At 66.6% G+C, this 15,479-nt stretch carries 18 protein-coding genes and 1 tRNA gene; 10 read left to right on the forward strand and 9 right to left on the reverse strand.

Annotated features, from left to right (window positions below; translation table 11 throughout):
- Nucleotides 1-69 precede the first annotated feature (69 nt).
- Nucleotides 70-1,632 carry a DHA2 family efflux MFS transporter permease subunit gene (locus tag QNN98_RS02700; RefSeq protein ID WP_283996188.1) on the reverse strand — a complete coding sequence of 521 codons (1,563 nt, stop codon included), beginning with the start codon at nt 1,630-1,632 and terminating at the stop codon, nt 70-72.
- Nucleotides 1,633-1,704: 72 nt separating this feature from the next.
- Nucleotides 1,705-2,382 (reverse strand): M23 family metallopeptidase, encoded by a 678-nt coding sequence (locus tag QNN98_RS02705; RefSeq protein ID WP_227911900.1) that lies wholly within the window; start codon nt 2,380-2,382, stop codon nt 1,705-1,707.
- 151 nt (nt 2,383-2,533) lie between these two features.
- Between QNN98_RS02705 and QNN98_RS02710 the strand changes: the two genes are divergently transcribed.
- A complete protein-coding gene (locus QNN98_RS02710; protein ID WP_283996189.1) occupies nt 2,534-3,901 on the forward strand; it encodes an MFS transporter in 1,368 nt (455 codons plus the stop codon).
- Here the strand turns inward: QNN98_RS02710 and QNN98_RS02715 are convergent.
- The 5 genes from QNN98_RS02715 to QNN98_RS02735 form a co-directional block, all read right to left on the reverse strand.
- The gene (locus QNN98_RS02715; protein WP_283996190.1) at nt 3,898-4,326 is read right to left on the reverse strand and encodes an META domain-containing protein; all 429 of its coding nucleotides are present in this window, start codon (nt 4,324-4,326) and stop codon (nt 3,898-3,900) included. The genes QNN98_RS02710 and QNN98_RS02715 overlap by 4 nt on opposite strands.
- Nucleotides 4,317-5,312 carry a magnesium/cobalt transporter CorA gene (gene corA / locus QNN98_RS02720; RefSeq protein WP_227912407.1) on the reverse strand — a complete coding sequence of 332 codons (996 nt, stop codon included), beginning with the start codon at nt 5,310-5,312 and terminating at the stop codon, nt 4,317-4,319. The genes QNN98_RS02715 and corA overlap by 10 nt, the downstream gene beginning before the upstream one ends.
- A 97-nt stretch (nt 5,313-5,409) precedes the next feature.
- The gene (locus tag QNN98_RS02725) at nt 5,410-7,005 is read right to left on the reverse strand and encodes an SLC13 family permease (protein WP_283996191.1); all 1,596 of its coding nucleotides are present in this window, start codon (nt 7,003-7,005) and stop codon (nt 5,410-5,412) included.
- 145 nt (nt 7,006-7,150) lie between these two features.
- Nucleotides 7,151-9,088: a heavy metal translocating P-type ATPase gene (locus QNN98_RS02730; RefSeq protein ID WP_283996192.1), complete on the reverse strand. Its 1,938-nt coding sequence runs from the start codon at nt 9,086-9,088 to the stop codon at nt 7,151-7,153.
- Between the two features lie 181 nt (nt 9,089-9,269).
- Complete coding sequence (locus tag QNN98_RS02735) at nt 9,270-9,494, reverse strand: hypothetical protein (protein WP_227911895.1); 225 nt, start codon at nt 9,492-9,494, stop codon at nt 9,270-9,272.
- A 146-nt stretch (nt 9,495-9,640) separates the two neighbouring features.
- On the opposite strand from QNN98_RS02735, the gene QNN98_RS02740 reads away from it, so the two are divergent.
- On the forward strand, nt 9,641-10,156 hold the full coding sequence (locus QNN98_RS02740) for a mycothiol transferase (RefSeq protein WP_283996193.1): 516 nt from the start codon (nt 9,641-9,643) through the stop codon (nt 10,154-10,156).
- A 20-nt stretch (nt 10,157-10,176) separates the two neighbouring features.
- On the opposite strand, the gene QNN98_RS02745 is transcribed toward QNN98_RS02740, so the two are convergent.
- Nucleotides 10,177-10,581 carry a four-helix bundle copper-binding protein gene (locus QNN98_RS02745; RefSeq protein WP_227911893.1) on the reverse strand — a complete coding sequence of 135 codons (405 nt, stop codon included), beginning with the start codon at nt 10,579-10,581 and terminating at the stop codon, nt 10,177-10,179.
- 222 nt (nt 10,582-10,803) lie between these two features.
- Between QNN98_RS02745 and QNN98_RS02750 the strand changes: the two genes are divergently transcribed.
- Nucleotides 10,804-10,876 (forward strand) — tRNA-Ala (locus tag QNN98_RS02750).
- 533 nt (nt 10,877-11,409) lie between these two features.
- Nucleotides 11,410-12,138 (forward strand): SDR family NAD(P)-dependent oxidoreductase, encoded by a 729-nt coding sequence (locus QNN98_RS02755; RefSeq protein ID WP_283996194.1) that lies wholly within the window; start codon nt 11,410-11,412, stop codon nt 12,136-12,138.
- A gap of 14 nt (nt 12,139-12,152) precedes the next feature.
- On the opposite strand, the gene QNN98_RS02760 is transcribed toward QNN98_RS02755, so the two are convergent.
- Nucleotides 12,153-12,278 carry a hypothetical protein gene (locus tag QNN98_RS02760; protein ID WP_283996195.1) on the reverse strand — a complete coding sequence of 42 codons (126 nt, stop codon included), beginning with the start codon at nt 12,276-12,278 and terminating at the stop codon, nt 12,153-12,155.
- A 274-nt stretch (nt 12,279-12,552) separates the two neighbouring features.
- Between QNN98_RS02760 and QNN98_RS02765 the strand changes: the two genes are divergently transcribed.
- The 6 genes from QNN98_RS02765 (at nt 12,553) to QNN98_RS02790 (ending at nt 15,471) form a co-directional block, all read left to right on the forward strand.
- Complete coding sequence (locus tag QNN98_RS02765; RefSeq protein ID WP_227911891.1) at nt 12,553-12,693, forward strand: hypothetical protein; 141 nt, start codon at nt 12,553-12,555, stop codon at nt 12,691-12,693.
- 197 nt (nt 12,694-12,890) lie between these two features.
- Nucleotides 12,891-13,067, forward strand: a complete 177-nt coding sequence (locus QNN98_RS02770; RefSeq protein ID WP_227911890.1) for a hypothetical protein — start codon at nt 12,891-12,893, stop codon at nt 13,065-13,067.
- A gap of 32 nt (nt 13,068-13,099) precedes the next feature.
- The gene (locus tag QNN98_RS02775; protein ID WP_283996196.1) at nt 13,100-13,651 is read left to right on the forward strand and encodes a GNAT family N-acetyltransferase; all 552 of its coding nucleotides are present in this window, start codon (nt 13,100-13,102) and stop codon (nt 13,649-13,651) included.
- A gap of 100 nt (nt 13,652-13,751) precedes the next feature.
- Nucleotides 13,752-13,955 carry an ATP-binding cassette domain-containing protein gene (locus tag QNN98_RS02780; RefSeq protein WP_283996252.1) on the forward strand — a complete coding sequence of 68 codons (204 nt, stop codon included), beginning with the start codon at nt 13,752-13,754 and terminating at the stop codon, nt 13,953-13,955.
- On the forward strand, nt 13,865-14,599 hold the full coding sequence (locus tag QNN98_RS02785) for an ATP-binding cassette domain-containing protein (protein ID WP_283996197.1): 735 nt from the start codon (nt 13,865-13,867) through the stop codon (nt 14,597-14,599). Before QNN98_RS02780 ends, QNN98_RS02785 begins: the two co-directional genes overlap by 91 nt.
- On the forward strand, nt 14,596-15,471 hold the full coding sequence (locus tag QNN98_RS02790) for an ABC transporter permease (RefSeq protein ID WP_283996198.1): 876 nt from the start codon (nt 14,596-14,598) through the stop codon (nt 15,469-15,471). Before QNN98_RS02785 ends, QNN98_RS02790 begins: the two co-directional genes overlap by 4 nt.
- The last annotated feature ends 8 nt before the right edge of the window (nt 15,472-15,479 follow it).

A 15,479-nucleotide genomic window follows, 5' to 3' on the forward strand; every position in this document is an offset into this window, starting at 1 on the left:
GCCGGTTTACGTTTCTGCTGCGGGTTTGAACCGGCAGCAGAAACCGAAACCGGCAGCAGAAGCGGAATGCTAGGCGACAGTGTTCTCTGCGGGACTCTTCGCGCTGCGGGCCCCGGCAGAGGTGAGGTGCGGAGCCGGCTTGGCGTAGAACAGCGACGCCAGCAGCGCCACGACAATCACAGCGGCCGGCAGGTACAGGGACTGGCCCATGGCCTCGGAATAGCCGGCCTTCAGCGCCTCCGGGAACGCGCCTGCGGCAGGTGCAGTGCCGCCGTCGGCCGCCCCGCCGCCCAGGTGCGCGGTCAGGCGGGACTGCATGATCGCAGCAATGGCGCTGCTGCCGATCACCGCACCGAACTGGCGCGTGGTGTTGTAGACGCCGGACCCGGCACCGGCGACGTTGGCCGCCAGGTTGCGGGTGGCGGTCAGCGATACGGAGGGCCAGATGCAGGCGTTCGCCAGGCCCATCAGCAGCATCGGCAGGACCAGCTGCCAGTAGGGGACATCCGGGCTGAGCAGGGCGCCGAGCCAGATCAGCGACGCCGCCATGGCCGCAAAACCGAACACGGCGATGAACTTGGGATTGCCGCGCTGCACGGTCTTGCCCGCGAGCGGGGCCAGCACACCGGACAGCACCGCCATGGGGGCGAGCAGCAGGGCTGCCTGCGTGGGGCTGAGGCCGCGCACGTTCTGCGCAAAGAGGATCAGCGGCAGGGAGAACGCCGTCACGGCGAAGCCCATACCGGTGATGGAGATGTTGGCCAGGGAGAAGTTGCGGTCCCGGAAGAGCTTCAGGGGCAGCAGCGGCTCGGCCCGGTTCAGGCGCTGCCAGAGGACAAACAGGGCCAGCAGCACAATACCGGCAATGATCAGCGACCAGACCGAAATGGGACCGGCAATGGTGCCCCAGTTGTAGCTTTCGCCTTCCTGGATGCCGAAGACCAGGGCGAACATGCCCGCGGCGCTGAGGAGGACACCCAGGTAGTCGAAGCGGTGCACTGACGTGGAGAGTTTCGGTACCAGCCGGTAGGCGAGGATGAAGCCCACAATGCCCACGGGGACGTTGATGAAGAAGATCCATTCCCAGCCCAGGCCGTCCACCAGGACGCCGCCGAGGATCGGCCCGACCAGGGTCGCGACGCCGGCCGTGGCGCCCCACAGGCCAAGGGCGATACCGCGCTTTTCCGGCGGGAAGATCCGGGTAATCACGGACATGGTCTGCGGCGTCATCAGTGCGGCGCCGAAGCCCTGGAAGACACGGGCCAGGATGAGCCCGTCAACGCTGCCCGCAAAACCGCACCAGAGGCTGGAGAGGGTGAAGACCACCAGGCCGATCAGGTAGACGCGGCGCGGGCCGAAGCGGTCACCGAGCCGGCCGGTGATCAGCAGCGGCACGGCGTAGGCCAGCAGGTAGGCACTGATCACCCAGATGACCTTGTCCAGGCCGGCGCCCAGGTCCTCCATGATGGCCGGGGTGGCGATGTTAACGATCGTGGAGTCCACCAGGATCATGAAGAATCCGATGACCAGGGACCACAGGGCAGGCCAGGGCCTGACGGTGTCCGGGGAGAGGTTTTTCAAGGTGCGTCGCTGCCGTTCGGAATAGTGGTGTCGGAAAAGGCCGAAGTCCATTCTGGCCCTGCGTGCCCTAGAGGCAAACCCGTGACGGTGCCCGCATATTCCGGCCTCCGGTAATCCGTGCAATCACCAGGCGTTGAAGACCGTGCCGTTGCGCGGCAGCCACGGCCCGGGACCGCCGTCGGGATGCCGGAACGCCAGCGGCAGGCCGCGGCAGGCGGACCAGTCCGTTGAGTCCGTGACCTGGAGGTGGACATGCGGTTCGGTGCTGTTGCCGGAGTTCCCGCATCCACCGATCCGTGCACCTTCGGCGACCAAGGCGCCCGGCACGGCGGCAATCGATCCCCGGCGCAGATGGGCCAGCAGTACATACGGGCCGTCGGGGGCGAGGGCGATGACCACGTGGTTGCCGGCAATGGCATTCGGTCCCTGCCGCACCCGGCCCGCCTGCGTCAGGGCGTAGGCGAGCAGCGCGGGCTGCGAGCGGCGCGCTTCGTGGTCGGGCTCGCCGTCGTGCACGGAGACCACGGTGCCCGACGACGGCGCCAGCACCGGTGTGCCGAACCCGCGGAAATCTTCCGGCGCCTCGGTGGCGAACAGTGCCCGCCAGCCCGGCGGACCGGACCGGCCATGCCCGTCCACGGCCACGAAATCTATGGCGTAGGTAGTTCCGAACAGGTCCGTGCCGTGGCTGGGGACGCGGTTCGCCGGGCTGTTCTGCGTGAGCCAGCGGCCGGTGAACGGCAGGCCCAGGACAGTGGGTGCCGGTTCCGCCGGCGGCGGTGGCGGCAGGGCGGTGGACATGAGGACCTTCCGTGACTCGCCCGGGTCCTGCAGGGCTCTGCCGGTTGCATCCGGGCTGGGCTTAGGATGCGTGCAACCGGATTCCTGCAGCAAGGGTCTCAAATCGGGGTCCGTCGCACCACACTGTCCGTCTCGAACAATGGAGTTTCAGATGAGCGTCAACGCCGCCTCCGCCGCGCCTTCCGCCGGCCGGATGAGCCGGGAGGAACGCAAAGTCCTCGCCGGAACGCTGGTTGGCACCACCATCGAGTGGTACGACTTCTTTATTTACGCCCAGGCCGCGGGTCTGGTGCTGGCAACGCTGTACTTCGGTCCCATCAATGACGGCCCGCTGGGCCAGGTGGTCTCCTTCGCCACCATCGGCATCAGCTTCCTGTTCCGTCCGCTGGGAGCCATTGTCGCAGGGCACCTGGGGGACCGGATCGGCCGGAAAAAGATGCTCGTGTTCACTTTGATCATGATGGGCGCCTCCACCGCCCTGATCGGGGTGGTGCCCACCTATGCGCAGATCGGTATCGCCGGCCCGATCCTGCTGATCCTGCTGCGCATCCTGCAGGGCTTCTCCGCCGGCGGGGAATGGGGCGGAGCTGCCCTGCTGTCCGTGGAGCACGCCCCGGTGGCCAAGCGCGGGCTCTTCGGTGCGTATCCGCAGATTGGCGTACCCATCGGCATGATCCTGGCAACCTTCGTGATGTACGTGCTGAGCACCAGCCTCACCGAGGACCAGTTCGAAAGCTGGGGCTGGCGTATTCCGTTCCTGCTTTCCGTGGTGCTGATTGCCGTGGGCTACGTCATCCGCCGTTCCGTGTCCGAAAGCCCAATCTTCAAGGAAATCCAGGAGCGGAAGAAGGAGTCCTCCGCCCCGCTGCGGCAGCTGTTCCGGCACAACAGCCGGGAAGTCATCCTCAGCGCCCTGATCTTCGTGGCGAACAACGCGGCCGGCTACCTGGTCATCGCGTTCTTCGCCTCCTATGCCAGCGGCAAGCCCAATCCCGACGGCGGCGGCGGGCTTGGCATGGACCGCCCCTCTGTGCTGTTGGCCACCACCCTGGGCTCTTTCGGCTGGCTGATCTTCACCCTGTACGGAGGCATCCTCTCGGACCGGATTGGACGGATACGCACCTTCCAGCTTGGCTACGTCTGGGTGTTCCTGTGGTCGGTGCCGATGTTCCTGCTGATCGACACCACCAACATTGTCCTGTTTGCGGTGGCGATCTTTGTGCTGACCATCGGCCTGGGCTTGTCCTACGGGCCGCAGTCCGCGCTGTATGCGGAGATGTTCCCGGCCCGGGTGCGCTACTCGGGGGTGTCCATCGGATACGCCCTCGGCGCCATCCTGGGCGGTGCCTTCGCGCCCACCATTGCCCAGGCACTGCTGAACGGGACGGGCTGGTCCCCGTCCATCGGCCTCTACATCATGGTGCTGTGCGTCATTTCCTTCGCGGCAGTTTCGATGGTGAAGGAAACCCGGGGCACGGACCTGCATGTGGAGACCGCGGCCAAGCGGCGCCCGCGCTAGGACCCGGGCTTCGGGCGCTCCAGGACGCCTAGCTCGGTGCCGGCCTGGTCGTAAATCCGCAGGGTGTCGCCGTCCACGTCGGCGGCGGCCCCGCCGGAAAGCCAGGTGTCGATGCCGTGGCAGAGCATCATGGTGGAGGCCATGTCCTGCATGGTGACCCGGTTGCCTTTGATGTTCCAGTGGCCCATCAGCCGGTTGCAGCCGTCGGTTCCGCTGACCCGCCCGTTGGGGTCGAAGTCCAGCGACGGTGCTTCGGTGTTGGCCGTGTCGCCCCAGGCCCCGGTGACGTCGGCATCCGGGGTGGCACCGCCGTCGTCCGGGGAAGTACTGCCTGCGACGTCCCCGCACGCCGCGAGCGGCAGCAGCGCGGGCAGCAGCAGGACGGACAAGAGGGCCGGAACCGGCAGGCGGCGCGTCACAGCCACTTGTTCCGTTTGAAGGTCAGGTACAGGACGATGCCGGTGACCAGCATCCCCAGCAGTGCCAGCGGGTAGCCGAACTGCCAGGACAGCTCGGGCATGTTGTCGAAGTTCATCCCGTACACGGTGCCCACCAGGGTGGGAGCGAACAGGATGGCGGCCCAGGAGGAAATCCGCTTGACCTGTTCGTTCTGCTCAATGCTGGTTTCGGCCAGCCGGTTCGAGGCCAGCGTGGAGGACAGGGTCAGCGCGTTTTCCAGGATGGCGCGGTACGCGTTGGCCCGGTCGATCAGGCGCAGCACATGGTCCAGGACGTCGCCGAGGTTGTCCCGCAGTTCGGGCGGAACCCCGTACTGGTCCGCGGCATGCCGCAGTTCGCCCACCACGGTCTGCAGCGGGGAGATGGCGCGCTGGAACTGGATGACCTCACGGGACAGTTCGTAGATGCGGCGGGATACTTCGGCGTCGCCGCTGAACAGCTGGTCTTCGATCTCGTCAATGTCGTTTTCCAGCCCTGCAGCGACCGGCGCGTATTCGTCCACCACCTGGTCCAGCACTGCGTACAGCACGGCCTGCGGCCCCAGGGCCAGCAGATCCGGTTCCTGCTCCACCCGTTTGCGTACCCGGGCCAGGTCCGGGGACTCGGCGTGCCGCACGGTGACCACGAAGTTCGGGCCCACAAACAGGTGCAGCTCACCGAATTCCACCCGTTCGACGTCGTCCAGGTAGCGGGCGGGGCGCAGCACCACAAACAGCTGGTCGTTGTACTGCTCCAGCTTCGAACGCTGGTGTCCGGCGAGGGCGTCTTCGACAATGAGCAGGTTCAGGCCGAATTCCTCGGCGACGGCCAGCAGCTCCACCTCGTCCGGGCGGTACAGGCCGATCCAGGCCATGCCGTCGGAGGTTCGGGTCAGCTCGAAGGTCTCATCCAGGTTGTCCGGGTCGTGGACACGCTTGCCGTCCACGTACACCGCGTTGTCGATCAGCGTCATGGACATACCCCTAGCGTCGAATCCTTGATTACCGTCAGCGGAGCGGCACTGCCGGCCGGACCACTGACCATTATCCCCGTTCCCGGCTCCGCCGGGATCAGAACCGCCAGATGAGCGGCACATACAGCACCGCGGCGGCGAGGAAGACGAAGGAGAGCGGCAGCCCAAGGCGCCAGTAGTCGCCGAAACGGTAGCCGCCCGGCTGCATCACCATGAGGTTGGCGGGGGTGGCGATGGGGGTGAGGAAGGCGGCTGCCCCAACCACGCTGAGCCCCATCATGAACGGGAGCACGCTGACCTCCAGCGTTTGCGCGAAAGTCACTGCTACGGGTCCCATCACGAGCACGGTGGCCACGTTGGAGATGAACTGGCTGAGGATGAGCGCGAGAACGCAGATCACCAGGAGGGCGAGGTGCGGGGACATGCTGCCGGTCGAATTCAGCACCAGCGAAGCGATCGCATCCGCGGCACCCGAGGACACAAACGCGGAGGACAGGGGGATGAGCGCCCCGATCAGGACCACCGTGTTCCACGAAATAGCCCGAAACCCCTGGGGTACGGTCACCACTCCAAGGAGCACCAGGGCGGCCGCGGCGAGGAGCCCCACGATCACCGGCGGGAGGAGCCCGGTGGCCAGCAGCGCGATCGTGGCGGCCAGCACGGCGAGGCAGCGGCGCCATCCGCGGCCCAGCGGCACTCCCCGCTGGAGGGTATGCGGAGGTTCGACGGCGATGACATCGGAGGACTGGACGTATCGGTTCAGGGCATCCCACGGGCCGTGGACCAGCACCGAGTCTCCGGCCCGCAGCGTCAGCGTGCCGGGAGGCGCGGGGGCGTCGGGGTGCACCGCGGTGGTTCCGCCGCGGTGCAGGGCGACGATCACCAGGTCCTCGTCGCGCGTGGTCATGCCGGGACTGACGATGCGCCCGATCAGCGTTGATCGGGGCGCGATGAGAACCTCCACCACGCCCAGCCGTCCCGTGAACAGCCGCTCCGTGTCGAGGTCGGCTGTGTACATCTCCCGCCAGGACCGCACCCGCTCCCGCGGGTCGGTGCCCGCCTTTGCCAGCTGCTCGGGTGCACGCTTCGGCAGGAGCCTTCGCCCCAGCAGTACAACGAGGAGGGTCGTCACGGCGACGAGGGGAAGCCCCACCAGCGCGAACTCGAAGTACCCGAACTCGCGTCCTCCGGAGCTGGCGGAGAGCTCGGAGACGATGATGTTTACCGGCGTTCCCGTAAGGGTCAGCAGCGATCCCGCACTGGCAGCGAAGGCCAGCGGGATGAGCATGTGCGAGGGAATGACCCCGGCCCGCGCCGTTGCAACGACGACCACGGGCAGGAGCGCCGCGACGGCACCGTTAATGCTGATGACCGCGGAGAGGAGCGCGGCGGCAGCCATGATCGTGACGAGCAGGCCGGTGCGGCTCAGCGACGAGCGAAGTTCCAGCTGCTGCCCAACCCAGGCGGTGATCCCCGTGGCGTCCAGGGCCTCGCTGAGCACAAACAGCGAGGCGATGAACAGGGTGATCGGGTCGCTGAAACCCTGCAGGGATTCGTTGAGGGGAAGCACTCCGGTGGCCCACAGTGCCACCGGAACGAAGAGCGCGACGACCACGAGGGGCAGCCGGTTGGTCATGAAGCCCGCTACCGCCAGGGCCAGGACCACAAAGGTGGCGAGCATTGGCGGGATCATGCGGCCGGGCTTTCGGTTGTATCCACGTCTCACCCCTGTGTGTGGTCCCCGACGGTTCGTGCACGCGGTGTTCCCCCGCTTCAATAGCCTGCCCCCGGAACCTTTGCAATGCCATAGCGGCGCCTGCTGAGCCGGCTTAGGCGGATCAGCCGGCCCGGGGGACCGGCTTCGGCCGCGCTGCCGCGACGCTGTCCGCCGCGGAGGGCGTTTCGCGGGCGGTACCCGGAAGTTGCCGGCCGCCGTGCAGGGCGCGCAGGGCGTTGAGGATGGCGGCCAGGTCCACCAGCTCCTGGGTCAATGCCCCGACTACCGCCGGAATGAACCCGAAGGCGGCGGTCAGCATCAGTGCCAGGCTGAGCGCGATCCCCAGCCAGATGCTGCCCAAAGCCACCCGCATGGTCTGGCGGCCAATCTGAACCGCGTCGGCCACCTTTGAAATGTCATCCGCCACCAGCACGACGTCGGCGGACTCGCTCGCGGCGGTGGATCCGCGCGCTCCCATGGCAATGCCGACGTCGGCCACCGCCAGTACCGGAGCGTCGTTGACGCCGTCGCCCACCATGATCACCGGCCGCGGCGCGAGCGTCCGCACGGCGTCAACCTTGCCGGCGGGCAGCAAGCCCGCCCGCACATCGGTTATGCCGAGCCCCGCGGCTACGGCCTCCGCGGTCGCCGCACTGTCACCGGTGAGCATGACCGTGCGGCCGATGCCCAGTTCCGCCAGCCGGTGCAGGGTCGCGGCGGCGTTGTCCCGCACGGCATCGCTCATGATCAGGGTGCCGGCAAAGTGTCCGTCTACGCCGATGTAAACCACCATCTGGCCCGGCTGCAGGTCTGCCGGCCGGGTATCCGGGGCGGTTTCGGCCACGAAACGTTCCTTGCCCACCCGGACAGAATGCCCGTCCAGCACGGCCTCCACACCGTTCGTGGCCGTTTCCCGCGCGTCCGCGGCGGAGTGTGGTTCCAGTCCGCGGGCGGCAGCGGCCTGCTGCACGGCGGCAGCCAGCACATGGGAGGAATACTGTTCGGCGGAAGCGGCCAGGCCCAGCACGTCCTCGGCGCTGAAGCCGGGCTGCGGGTGGACCTCCACCAGTTCGGGATGCCCGTGGGTGAGTGTTCCGGTCTTGTCGAACGCCGCGGTGCCGACCTTGGCGAGCTGTTCCAGTACGGCTCCGCCCTTGACGATGATCCCGGTGCGGGCCGAACGGCTCATACCGCCCAGGAACGCGACCGGGGCTGCGATCAGCAGCGGGCACGGCGTTGCCAGGACCAGCACCTCCGCGAAACGCACGGGATCCCCGCTCAGTGCCCAGGCCAAGGAGGCGATCAGCAGCGACACCACGGTGAAGGGCACCGCAAACCGGTCGGCCAAGCGGACCACCGGCGCCTTCGACTCGGCGGCCTCGGCCACCAGGGCCACGATGCGCTGGTACTGGCTGTCCGCCGTCGTCGCCGTGGCCTGCAGCAGCACGGCGCGGGCACCGTTGACGGAACCGCTCATCACCGGATCCCCGGCGTGCCTGCCCACGGGAAGGGATTCGCCGGTGAGTGAGGACTCGTCGAAGTCCGCGGCAGAGGAGACCAGGATCCCGTCCACGGGAACCACCTCGGCGGGCCGGATTAGCAGCAGGTCGCCCGGCCCCACGTCGGTGGCCGGGACATCCACGGCACCGCGCTGGGTGTTTCCGCCCGGAAACCGGTGCGCCTGTTGGGGAGCCCGGGTGAGCAGGGCATCCAGCTCCCGGCGGGCCCTGCCGGCGGCGTAGTCCTCCAGCGCCTCACCGCCGGTGAGCATCAGCACGATGATCAGCGCGGCCAGGTACTCGCCGACGACGACGGTGCTCAGGATCGCGATTACGGCCAGGATGTCCAACCCGTAGCGTCCGGCGCGGATGTCCCGGATCATGCCCGCTCCGGTTTTTGCCGCTACTGCGCAGGCATAGACGCCGCCGGTCCAGTCCGCGGCGGTGCCCGCGCCGGCCGCCTGCAGTACGAGGAACGCCACCCCCACCAGCACGGTGGCGACCACCAGCGGATAACGCCGGATCAGGGTGCGGCTTCGGTTCATGCGAACAGTGACCATGCCTCTGTTGTAAGCCCGCCGGCACCGCGGTTTCCAGCAAGAGAAAGCTAACCTAACCTCCGCGGAGCGGCCGTTGTGTTCGTTGTGTCCGGGGCGGGCCGGGGCGTGCCGTTGCCGCGGAAGCGGGTGGGGCCGGGGCGGGCCGGGGCGTGCCGCCGGGGCTCCGGAGCGGGCCGGGGCGCTAGGCGCCGCGGCGCCGGCTGAGCAGCCCGGACATCAGCAGCAGCAGGCCGATTGCCAGCGGCCAGAGCAGGTACATGCTCAGCAGGGCGCCGAATGCGGCGATGACCAGGCAGGTGAGCATGCTCGCGCAGACCAGGATCATGCCCAGCGTGATCCGGATCAGGCCGCGGTGCGGGGACGGAATGGGCGGAAGCCATGCGGGCCGCTCGTCAGTCCAGCTCATCCGGCAATTTTAGGACCGACGGAGTGCCGGCGCACCGGTTAGGCCGGCTTTTTCTGCTGTCGCACACGAACCCCGGCTCTTCCCGGCGGCGGGGTGGCGTGAAAGGATGGCCGCACCCTGCCGCCGACCTTCGGGAGCCTGCCACCATGGACCAAAGTGATCTGCTGATTGACGCCTTCGGCCGGCTGCCCGGCACCGTACGGCGCACGGTGAAGGACCTGGACGCGAAGGCCCTGAACCACCGCCCCTACCCGGAGGGAAACTCCATTTCCTGGCTGATTTGGCATCTGGCCCGGGTGGAGGACGCCCAAGTGGCCGATGCCGCCGGGCAGGAACAGGCCTGGACGGCGGACGGCTGGGCGAAACGCGTGGGGCTGCCGTTATCGGTGGAAGACACCGGCTACGGACACAATTCCGAGCAGGTGGCACAGGTGCAGGTATCCTCGGCCGAGGTTTTGCTGGGCTACTACGACGACGTGCATTCCCGCACTGCCGCGTTTGTTTCCGGACTGTCCGCGGCGGACCTGGACCAGGTGGTGGACCGGGCCTGGGATCCGCCGGTCACCCTGGGCGTGCGGCTGGTGAGCATCCTGGCGGACTGCCTGGAGCATGCCGGCCAAGCCGCGTATCTGCGCGGCCTGGTGCTCGCGGAAGGTTCCTAGGGCCCTGTCGGAGGACCAACTCAGCCCATCGAGGTCAGCAGTTCCTCGCAGGCGTTGACGCAACGGCGGCATGCCTCCGCGCAGATCCGGCAGTGTTCATGCATGGACGCGTGCTGCATGCATTCCTCGCCGCAGGCCGCGCAGGCGGCCATGCAGGCGCGCAGCAGGGTTGCCGTTGCGGGGCCGGACGCTGCGGTACGGGACAGTACCGCCGAGGTAACCGCGCAGATCTCCGCACAGTCGAGGTCAATGCGGATACAGGCCACCAGGTCACCCAGCATGTCCTCGCCCAGACACGCGTCTGCGCAGGCGTTGCAGACCTGGGCGCACTCCGCGCAGGCCTGCAGACATTCGGCGAGTTTACGGGGGTCCGAAGTGCGGGGTCCGCCGGGATGGTTCTTGAGCATTTCGGTGATCAGGGCCATGGGATTCTCCTTCGTTCCGCAGTGCGTTGGCAGGTCCCGGCCGCCGGTGCGGATGGACCCATTGCCCCACGGTAACGACGCCGGCAGGACATCCCAAGGGTGCCGCTCGTTTGGCCGCTGCGCGACGGCGTGATTAGAATCGGTGTAGCCTAGCGGGGTCGGTTGATCGGCAGAGTTGATCAGGAAAAATGTTGGTCGTTCCGACGCCGTACGGTGCAGTTTGGGGCCTTAGCTCAGTTGGTAGAGCGTTTCGTTCGCAATGAAAAGGTCAGGGGTTCGATTCCCCTAGGCTCCACAGATTCGAAGGGGTCTGTTTCCCGGTTTACCGGGAAGCGGGCCCCTTTTCTGCGCCCCGGGGCCAGGGGTTGCGGGATCGGGATTACGGGTTCGGGGTGGGACGGAGGCAGTGGGGTCCGCCCCGGAAACGAAAAAGCACAATTTACCGATTCTGGGCCAAAAATCGGTAAATTTTGCCCTTTCGTTCGTATGCCAGCCCGCCCGCGAGCGGAACTTCCCACGCAGTGTTAACGGTGGGGCCGGTGTTTCCCCATAGGTCACAGCAGCCCCACTCGGTGGGATCCTCCGCGGGGGGCCTCCTGACACCGGTTGCCGTGGTCCTTATAGTCGTGAGCGGGAAAGTCGTGAGCGGGATGCACGCGGCAGGGGGGACGGGGATACCTCGTGCAGTGCCGGCGGCCCTGGCGGCCAGCGTTGGGCGGGCAACCGGACAACCTGGCATCCCCGGCAACCTGGCAACCGGACAGCCCCAGCAGCAGCCGGTGGTCAGTGTTTGCCGAAAACGGTCAGTATTCGCGGAAGGTGCGTTCCATGAGGATCCTCGTAACCGGTTCAGCCGACGGTCTCGGGCACGCTGCCGCCGATGCGCTGCTCTCCCAGGGGCACGACGTCGTAGTGCATGCACGCAACCGGGACCGTGCAGCCAGCCTGGCGCCCCTTGTCAGCCGCGGGGCGGAGATTGTGGTGGGAGATTTCGCCGACCGCGACGCCGTCCGGGAGGTTGCTGCTGAATTGAACAGCGGGGCGCCGCTGGACTCGGTGATCCATAACGCCGGAGTATGGAGGGGCCCGGCCGTGCTGCCGGTGAACACGGTCGCACCGTATCTCCTTACCGCGCTGCTGGAAGGCCCGCAGCGGCACGTGTACCTGAGCAGCGGTTCCCACTTCGCCGGACAGCCATCCCTGGCCGGCGCGGACTGGTCCGGCGGCAGGCCCCGGTCCTACGCGGACAGCAAGCTGTTTGTGACCGCTTTCTCGGCTGCGCTCGCACGCCTGCGGCCGGAGGTGCTGAGCAACGCGGTGGACCCCGGCTGGGTGCCGACGCGGATGGGCGGCCCCGGTGCTCCGGATGATTTGGAGCTGGGCCATCAAACCCAGGAATGGCTGGCCGCCAGCGACCAACCTGAAGCCCTCACGAGTGGCGGCTACTGGTATCACCGGCAGCGGCAACAGCCCCACGCTGCAGTCCATGACGAAGCGTTCCAGGATGAGCTCCTGTCCGCCTTGGCTCGGGAAACCGGCACTTCGCTGCAGTCCTAGCCGGGTCAGTACAACTAGGCCTCTTCCAAAGCCTCCATGCAGGCACCCAGTGCCTGTGCCAGTGCCTTGGCCTGCCCATCGCTGAGCCCGGAGACGATCCGCCGGTCCACGGTATCCACCATTGCTTCGGCACGTGCCAAGAGATCCGTGCCTTCGGGGGTCAGTACAGCGGGCAGTGATCTGCCGGATTCCGGCCGTGCCGGCCGCTCGGTGCGCCTGTGATTCAGGAGCCCTTCGAGGGTCCCTTCGGCACCACCTTCACTTCTGCGACCCGGAAGGCTATGCGATCACCGTGCACGACAAGGCTTAGGGCCGGGCGGAGCACGAGATCCTGGCCGCTGGCGACCCGCCGGGTGGTGGACACAACAGGGCAACCGGTTTTCGCTCCCGGTGTCCGGTGCCTAGGCTGGAACCATGAAGGTTACTGGCATCATGCGCCCCATCGAAACCCGGGAACTGGAAGCGGAGGGCGAGAATTTTCTTGACGCCCGGGAAGCCCTGCAAAAGCAGGTCCCGGAAGGCTGGCAATTGATTATGGTTACCACCCACCCGTAAAAGGTTATTAGGCAGTACCGGACGTCCCTAATACTATCTTTTGAGTGATACCCAAGGTTCTGCTAACCCCCGGAATCCGCGGATTTCCGGGGATTAGCCCGTGTTTGGTGAATAGTCAATAACTGACCTGGAAATCACCTCCCAAAACGTTCGTTTTATTCGGTGACACAGCCCCGCCGGCATGTCATGATTTGGCCATGCCGACCCGCGAAGAAATCGATGCAGCCCGTACGCCCTCCGGTGGTTTCACCAAGCAGCAGCTTGCCGAGTGGGGAATCTCCTGGCCTCCGCCGCGCGGTTGGCGCCGCAAGCTGGAGGAAGAGGTCGAGGCAGCGGCGGCAGCCGGGAACCAGGACCGCATCGGCGCACTCTAGCCGTACGGAACAGCCCGGCTAGACTCGCGGTCATGACGTTCACCTTCCGCAGGATGACCGCCGGCGACGCCGATGTCCTTACCTCTTTCCTGACCTCCAACACGTTTCCTTTTCATGCGTCCCCCGCGCCCACCGCGGCGCAGGCACGGGACCGGGTGCAGCAGGGGCACTTCTGGTCGACGGCGGCGCAGGGGTACTGGATCCAGGATGGCAATCAGGACCTCGGGCTGGTGGTCGTTGAGGATCCTGAGGATGAAAACCCGATGTTCGACCTCCGACTGGCTGAGGAACACCGCGGGCAGGGCCGGGGCGCGGGTATTTTGCGGGCGCTTTGTGGGCTCGTGTTTACCGGGCACGCCGGCAGTGTCCGGTTTGAAGGCCAGACGCGGGAAGACAACATTGCCATGCGGAAAACGTTCTTGCGCGCCGGGTTCGTCAAGGAGGCCCATTACCGTCAGGCATGGCCGACGGCGGACGGTTCCCGGGTGGCATCGGTTGCCTATGCGATACTTCGGTCGGATTGGGAAACCAACACCGTAACCGCGCTGGAATTCGACGATTTCCCCTTTTGTGATCCCCAGTAACCGAGGAAACCCTTTGGCAGCTACCACTCCCGCTATTTCTGTACGCGGATTAACGAAACGCTTCGGTAGCGTGGCCGCTGTCGATGATCTGTCCTTCGAAGTGGCCGCCGGCACCGTCTTTGCTTTCCTCGGGGCCAACGGCGCGGGGAAGTCCACCACCATCTCCTGCCTCACCACGGTCCTGCCGTTCGACTCCGGCACGGCACGGTGGAAGTGGCCGGAAATGATGTGCTGCGCAGCGGCACCGGAGTCCGTGAAACCATCGGGGTGGTGTTCCAGGACTCCATGCTGGACCCCATCCTGACCGGCCGCGAGAACCTGCAGACCAGGGCGCGCTTCTATTCCCCTGACAAGGCGGCCAACAATGCCCGCATCGAGGAGCTGAGCCGGATGGTCGGATTGGAGGACTTCCTTGACCGCCGCTACAGCACCTATTCGGGCGGGCAGCGCCGGCGGGTGGACATTGCCCGCGCCCTGCTGCACGCGCCGTCGATCATTTTCCTGGACGAACCCACCGCCGGCCTGGATCCGGCCAGCCGTGCTCTGGTCTGGTCCACCATCCACGACCTGCGGGAAAACCACGGCCTCACCGTTTTCCTCACCACGCACTACATGGAGGAAACCGAGGAAGCGGACCGGGTCTGCGTGATCGAGAAGGGCCGGATCATTGCGGACGGAACACCCACCGAGCTGCGGGCAAAGTACAGCCGCAGCATCCTCTCGATCAGCTCCGCCGACCCGGAGGCACTGCGGCTCCTCGCGCGCGGCGCCGGAGTCGACGTCGTGGGTGAGGAGTCGAACGTGCTCCGGCTGGCGGTGGACCGCTCCGACACTGCCCGGGAGCTGCTGGCCGGGCACGGCGAAAACGTACTGGACTTCGAGTTCCGCCACGGCACCATGGACGATGTGTTTCTGGCCCTGACCGGCCGTCGGGGGGAAGCGGAATGAACGTAGTTATGGACATCACTGGACGGAACTTGCGCCTGTACTTCCGGGACCGGCTGAACGTCTTCTTTTCCCTCCTCGGGGCTCTGGTCCTGTTCCTGCTGTACACCCTGTTCTTGGGCAACCAGCAGACCCAGGGGCTGGCCGAGAGCTTTCCGCAAGCCGCCGAAGAGGACATAAAGGGCTTCGTGGACGCCTGGATGTTCGCCGGCATTGTGGGCATCACCGCTATCACCACCGGACTTGCCGCCGTGAACGTGATTGTGGACGACACCGCCACCGGCCGCTTCCGCGACTTCCTGGTGTCGCCCATCAGCCGCGGCCAGCTGGTGCTGGGGTACCTGCTGTCCACGGTGGTGATAGCGCTGATCATGACCACGGTGGTGTTCGCCGTGAGCCTGGCCTACCTGGGCTTAGTGGACGGGGTGGTGCTCGCTGTGGGGCAGGTGGCCCGCTCCTACGGCTATCTGGTTCTCAGTTGTGTTGCGTTCGGGGCGTTGAGCTGCTTTGTGGTGACGTTCGTCCGCACGCCGGGGTCCTTCGCGGCTCTGTCCACGCTGGTGGGCACCATTCTCGGTTTCGCAGCCGGGTCCTACATTCCGGTGGGTGCCTTTCCCGAGGGTGTGCGGAACTTTGTCAGCGCGCTGCCGTTTATGCAGGCGTCCATGGTGGTGCGCCAGGAAATGACCGAAGGGCCCATGGGGGCGGTGACGGACCAGCCGGGGGCGATCGCGGAGGTAGAGCGTCTCTTCGGCATCACCGCCTATGTGGGGGACTGGGCCGTGCCCACCGGATATGTGCTGTTTGTCCTGGCGGCGATGGTGGTGGTCTTTTCCGTCCTGGCCGCGCTTCGGATCCGGTCCCGCATTCGCTGAGCAGGGTC

Source organism: Arthrobacter sp. zg-Y1143 (assembly GCF_030125565.1).
In the GTDB taxonomy this organism is placed as follows: Bacteria; Actinomycetota; Actinomycetes; order Actinomycetales; family Micrococcaceae; genus Arthrobacter_B.

Coding starts and splice junctions, on each gene's coding strand:
- QNN98_RS02700 (WP_283996188.1), bottom strand. CDS start 1,632: ATGGACTTCGGCCTTTTCCGACACCACTATTCCGAACGGCAGCGACGC.
- QNN98_RS02730 (WP_283996192.1), bottom strand. CDS start 9,088: ATGGTCACTGTTCGCATGAACCGAAGCCGCACCCTGATCCGGCGTTAT.
- QNN98_RS02735 (WP_227911895.1), bottom strand. CDS start 9,494: ATGAGCTGGACTGACGAGCGGCCCGCATGGCTTCCGCCCATTCCGTCC.
- QNN98_RS02775 (WP_283996196.1), top strand. CDS start 13,100: ATGACGTTCACCTTCCGCAGGATGACCGCCGGCGACGCCGATGTCCTT.
- QNN98_RS02705 (WP_227911900.1), bottom strand. CDS start 2,382: ATGTCCACCGCCCTGCCGCCACCGCCGCCGGCGGAACCGGCACCCACT.
- QNN98_RS02725 (WP_283996191.1), bottom strand. CDS start 7,005: ATGATCCCGCCAATGCTCGCCACCTTTGTGGTCCTGGCCCTGGCGGTA.
- QNN98_RS02745 (WP_227911893.1), bottom strand. CDS start 10,581: ATGGCCCTGATCACCGAAATGCTCAAGAACCATCCCGGCGGACCCCGC.
- corA (WP_227912407.1), bottom strand. CDS start 5,312: ATGACGCTGATCGACAACGCGGTGTACGTGGACGGCAAGCGTGTCCAC.
- QNN98_RS02770 (WP_227911890.1), top strand. CDS start 12,891: ATGCCGACCCGCGAAGAAATCGATGCAGCCCGTACGCCCTCCGGTGGT.
- QNN98_RS02710 (WP_283996189.1), top strand. CDS start 2,534: ATGAGCGTCAACGCCGCCTCCGCCGCGCCTTCCGCCGGCCGGATGAGC.
- QNN98_RS02765 (WP_227911891.1), top strand. CDS start 12,553: ATGAAGGTTACTGGCATCATGCGCCCCATCGAAACCCGGGAACTGGAA.
- QNN98_RS02755 (WP_283996194.1), top strand. CDS start 11,410: ATGAGGATCCTCGTAACCGGTTCAGCCGACGGTCTCGGGCACGCTGCC.
- QNN98_RS02740 (WP_283996193.1), top strand. CDS start 9,641: ATGGACCAAAGTGATCTGCTGATTGACGCCTTCGGCCGGCTGCCCGGC.
- QNN98_RS02790 (WP_283996198.1), top strand. CDS start 14,596: ATGAACGTAGTTATGGACATCACTGGACGGAACTTGCGCCTGTACTTC.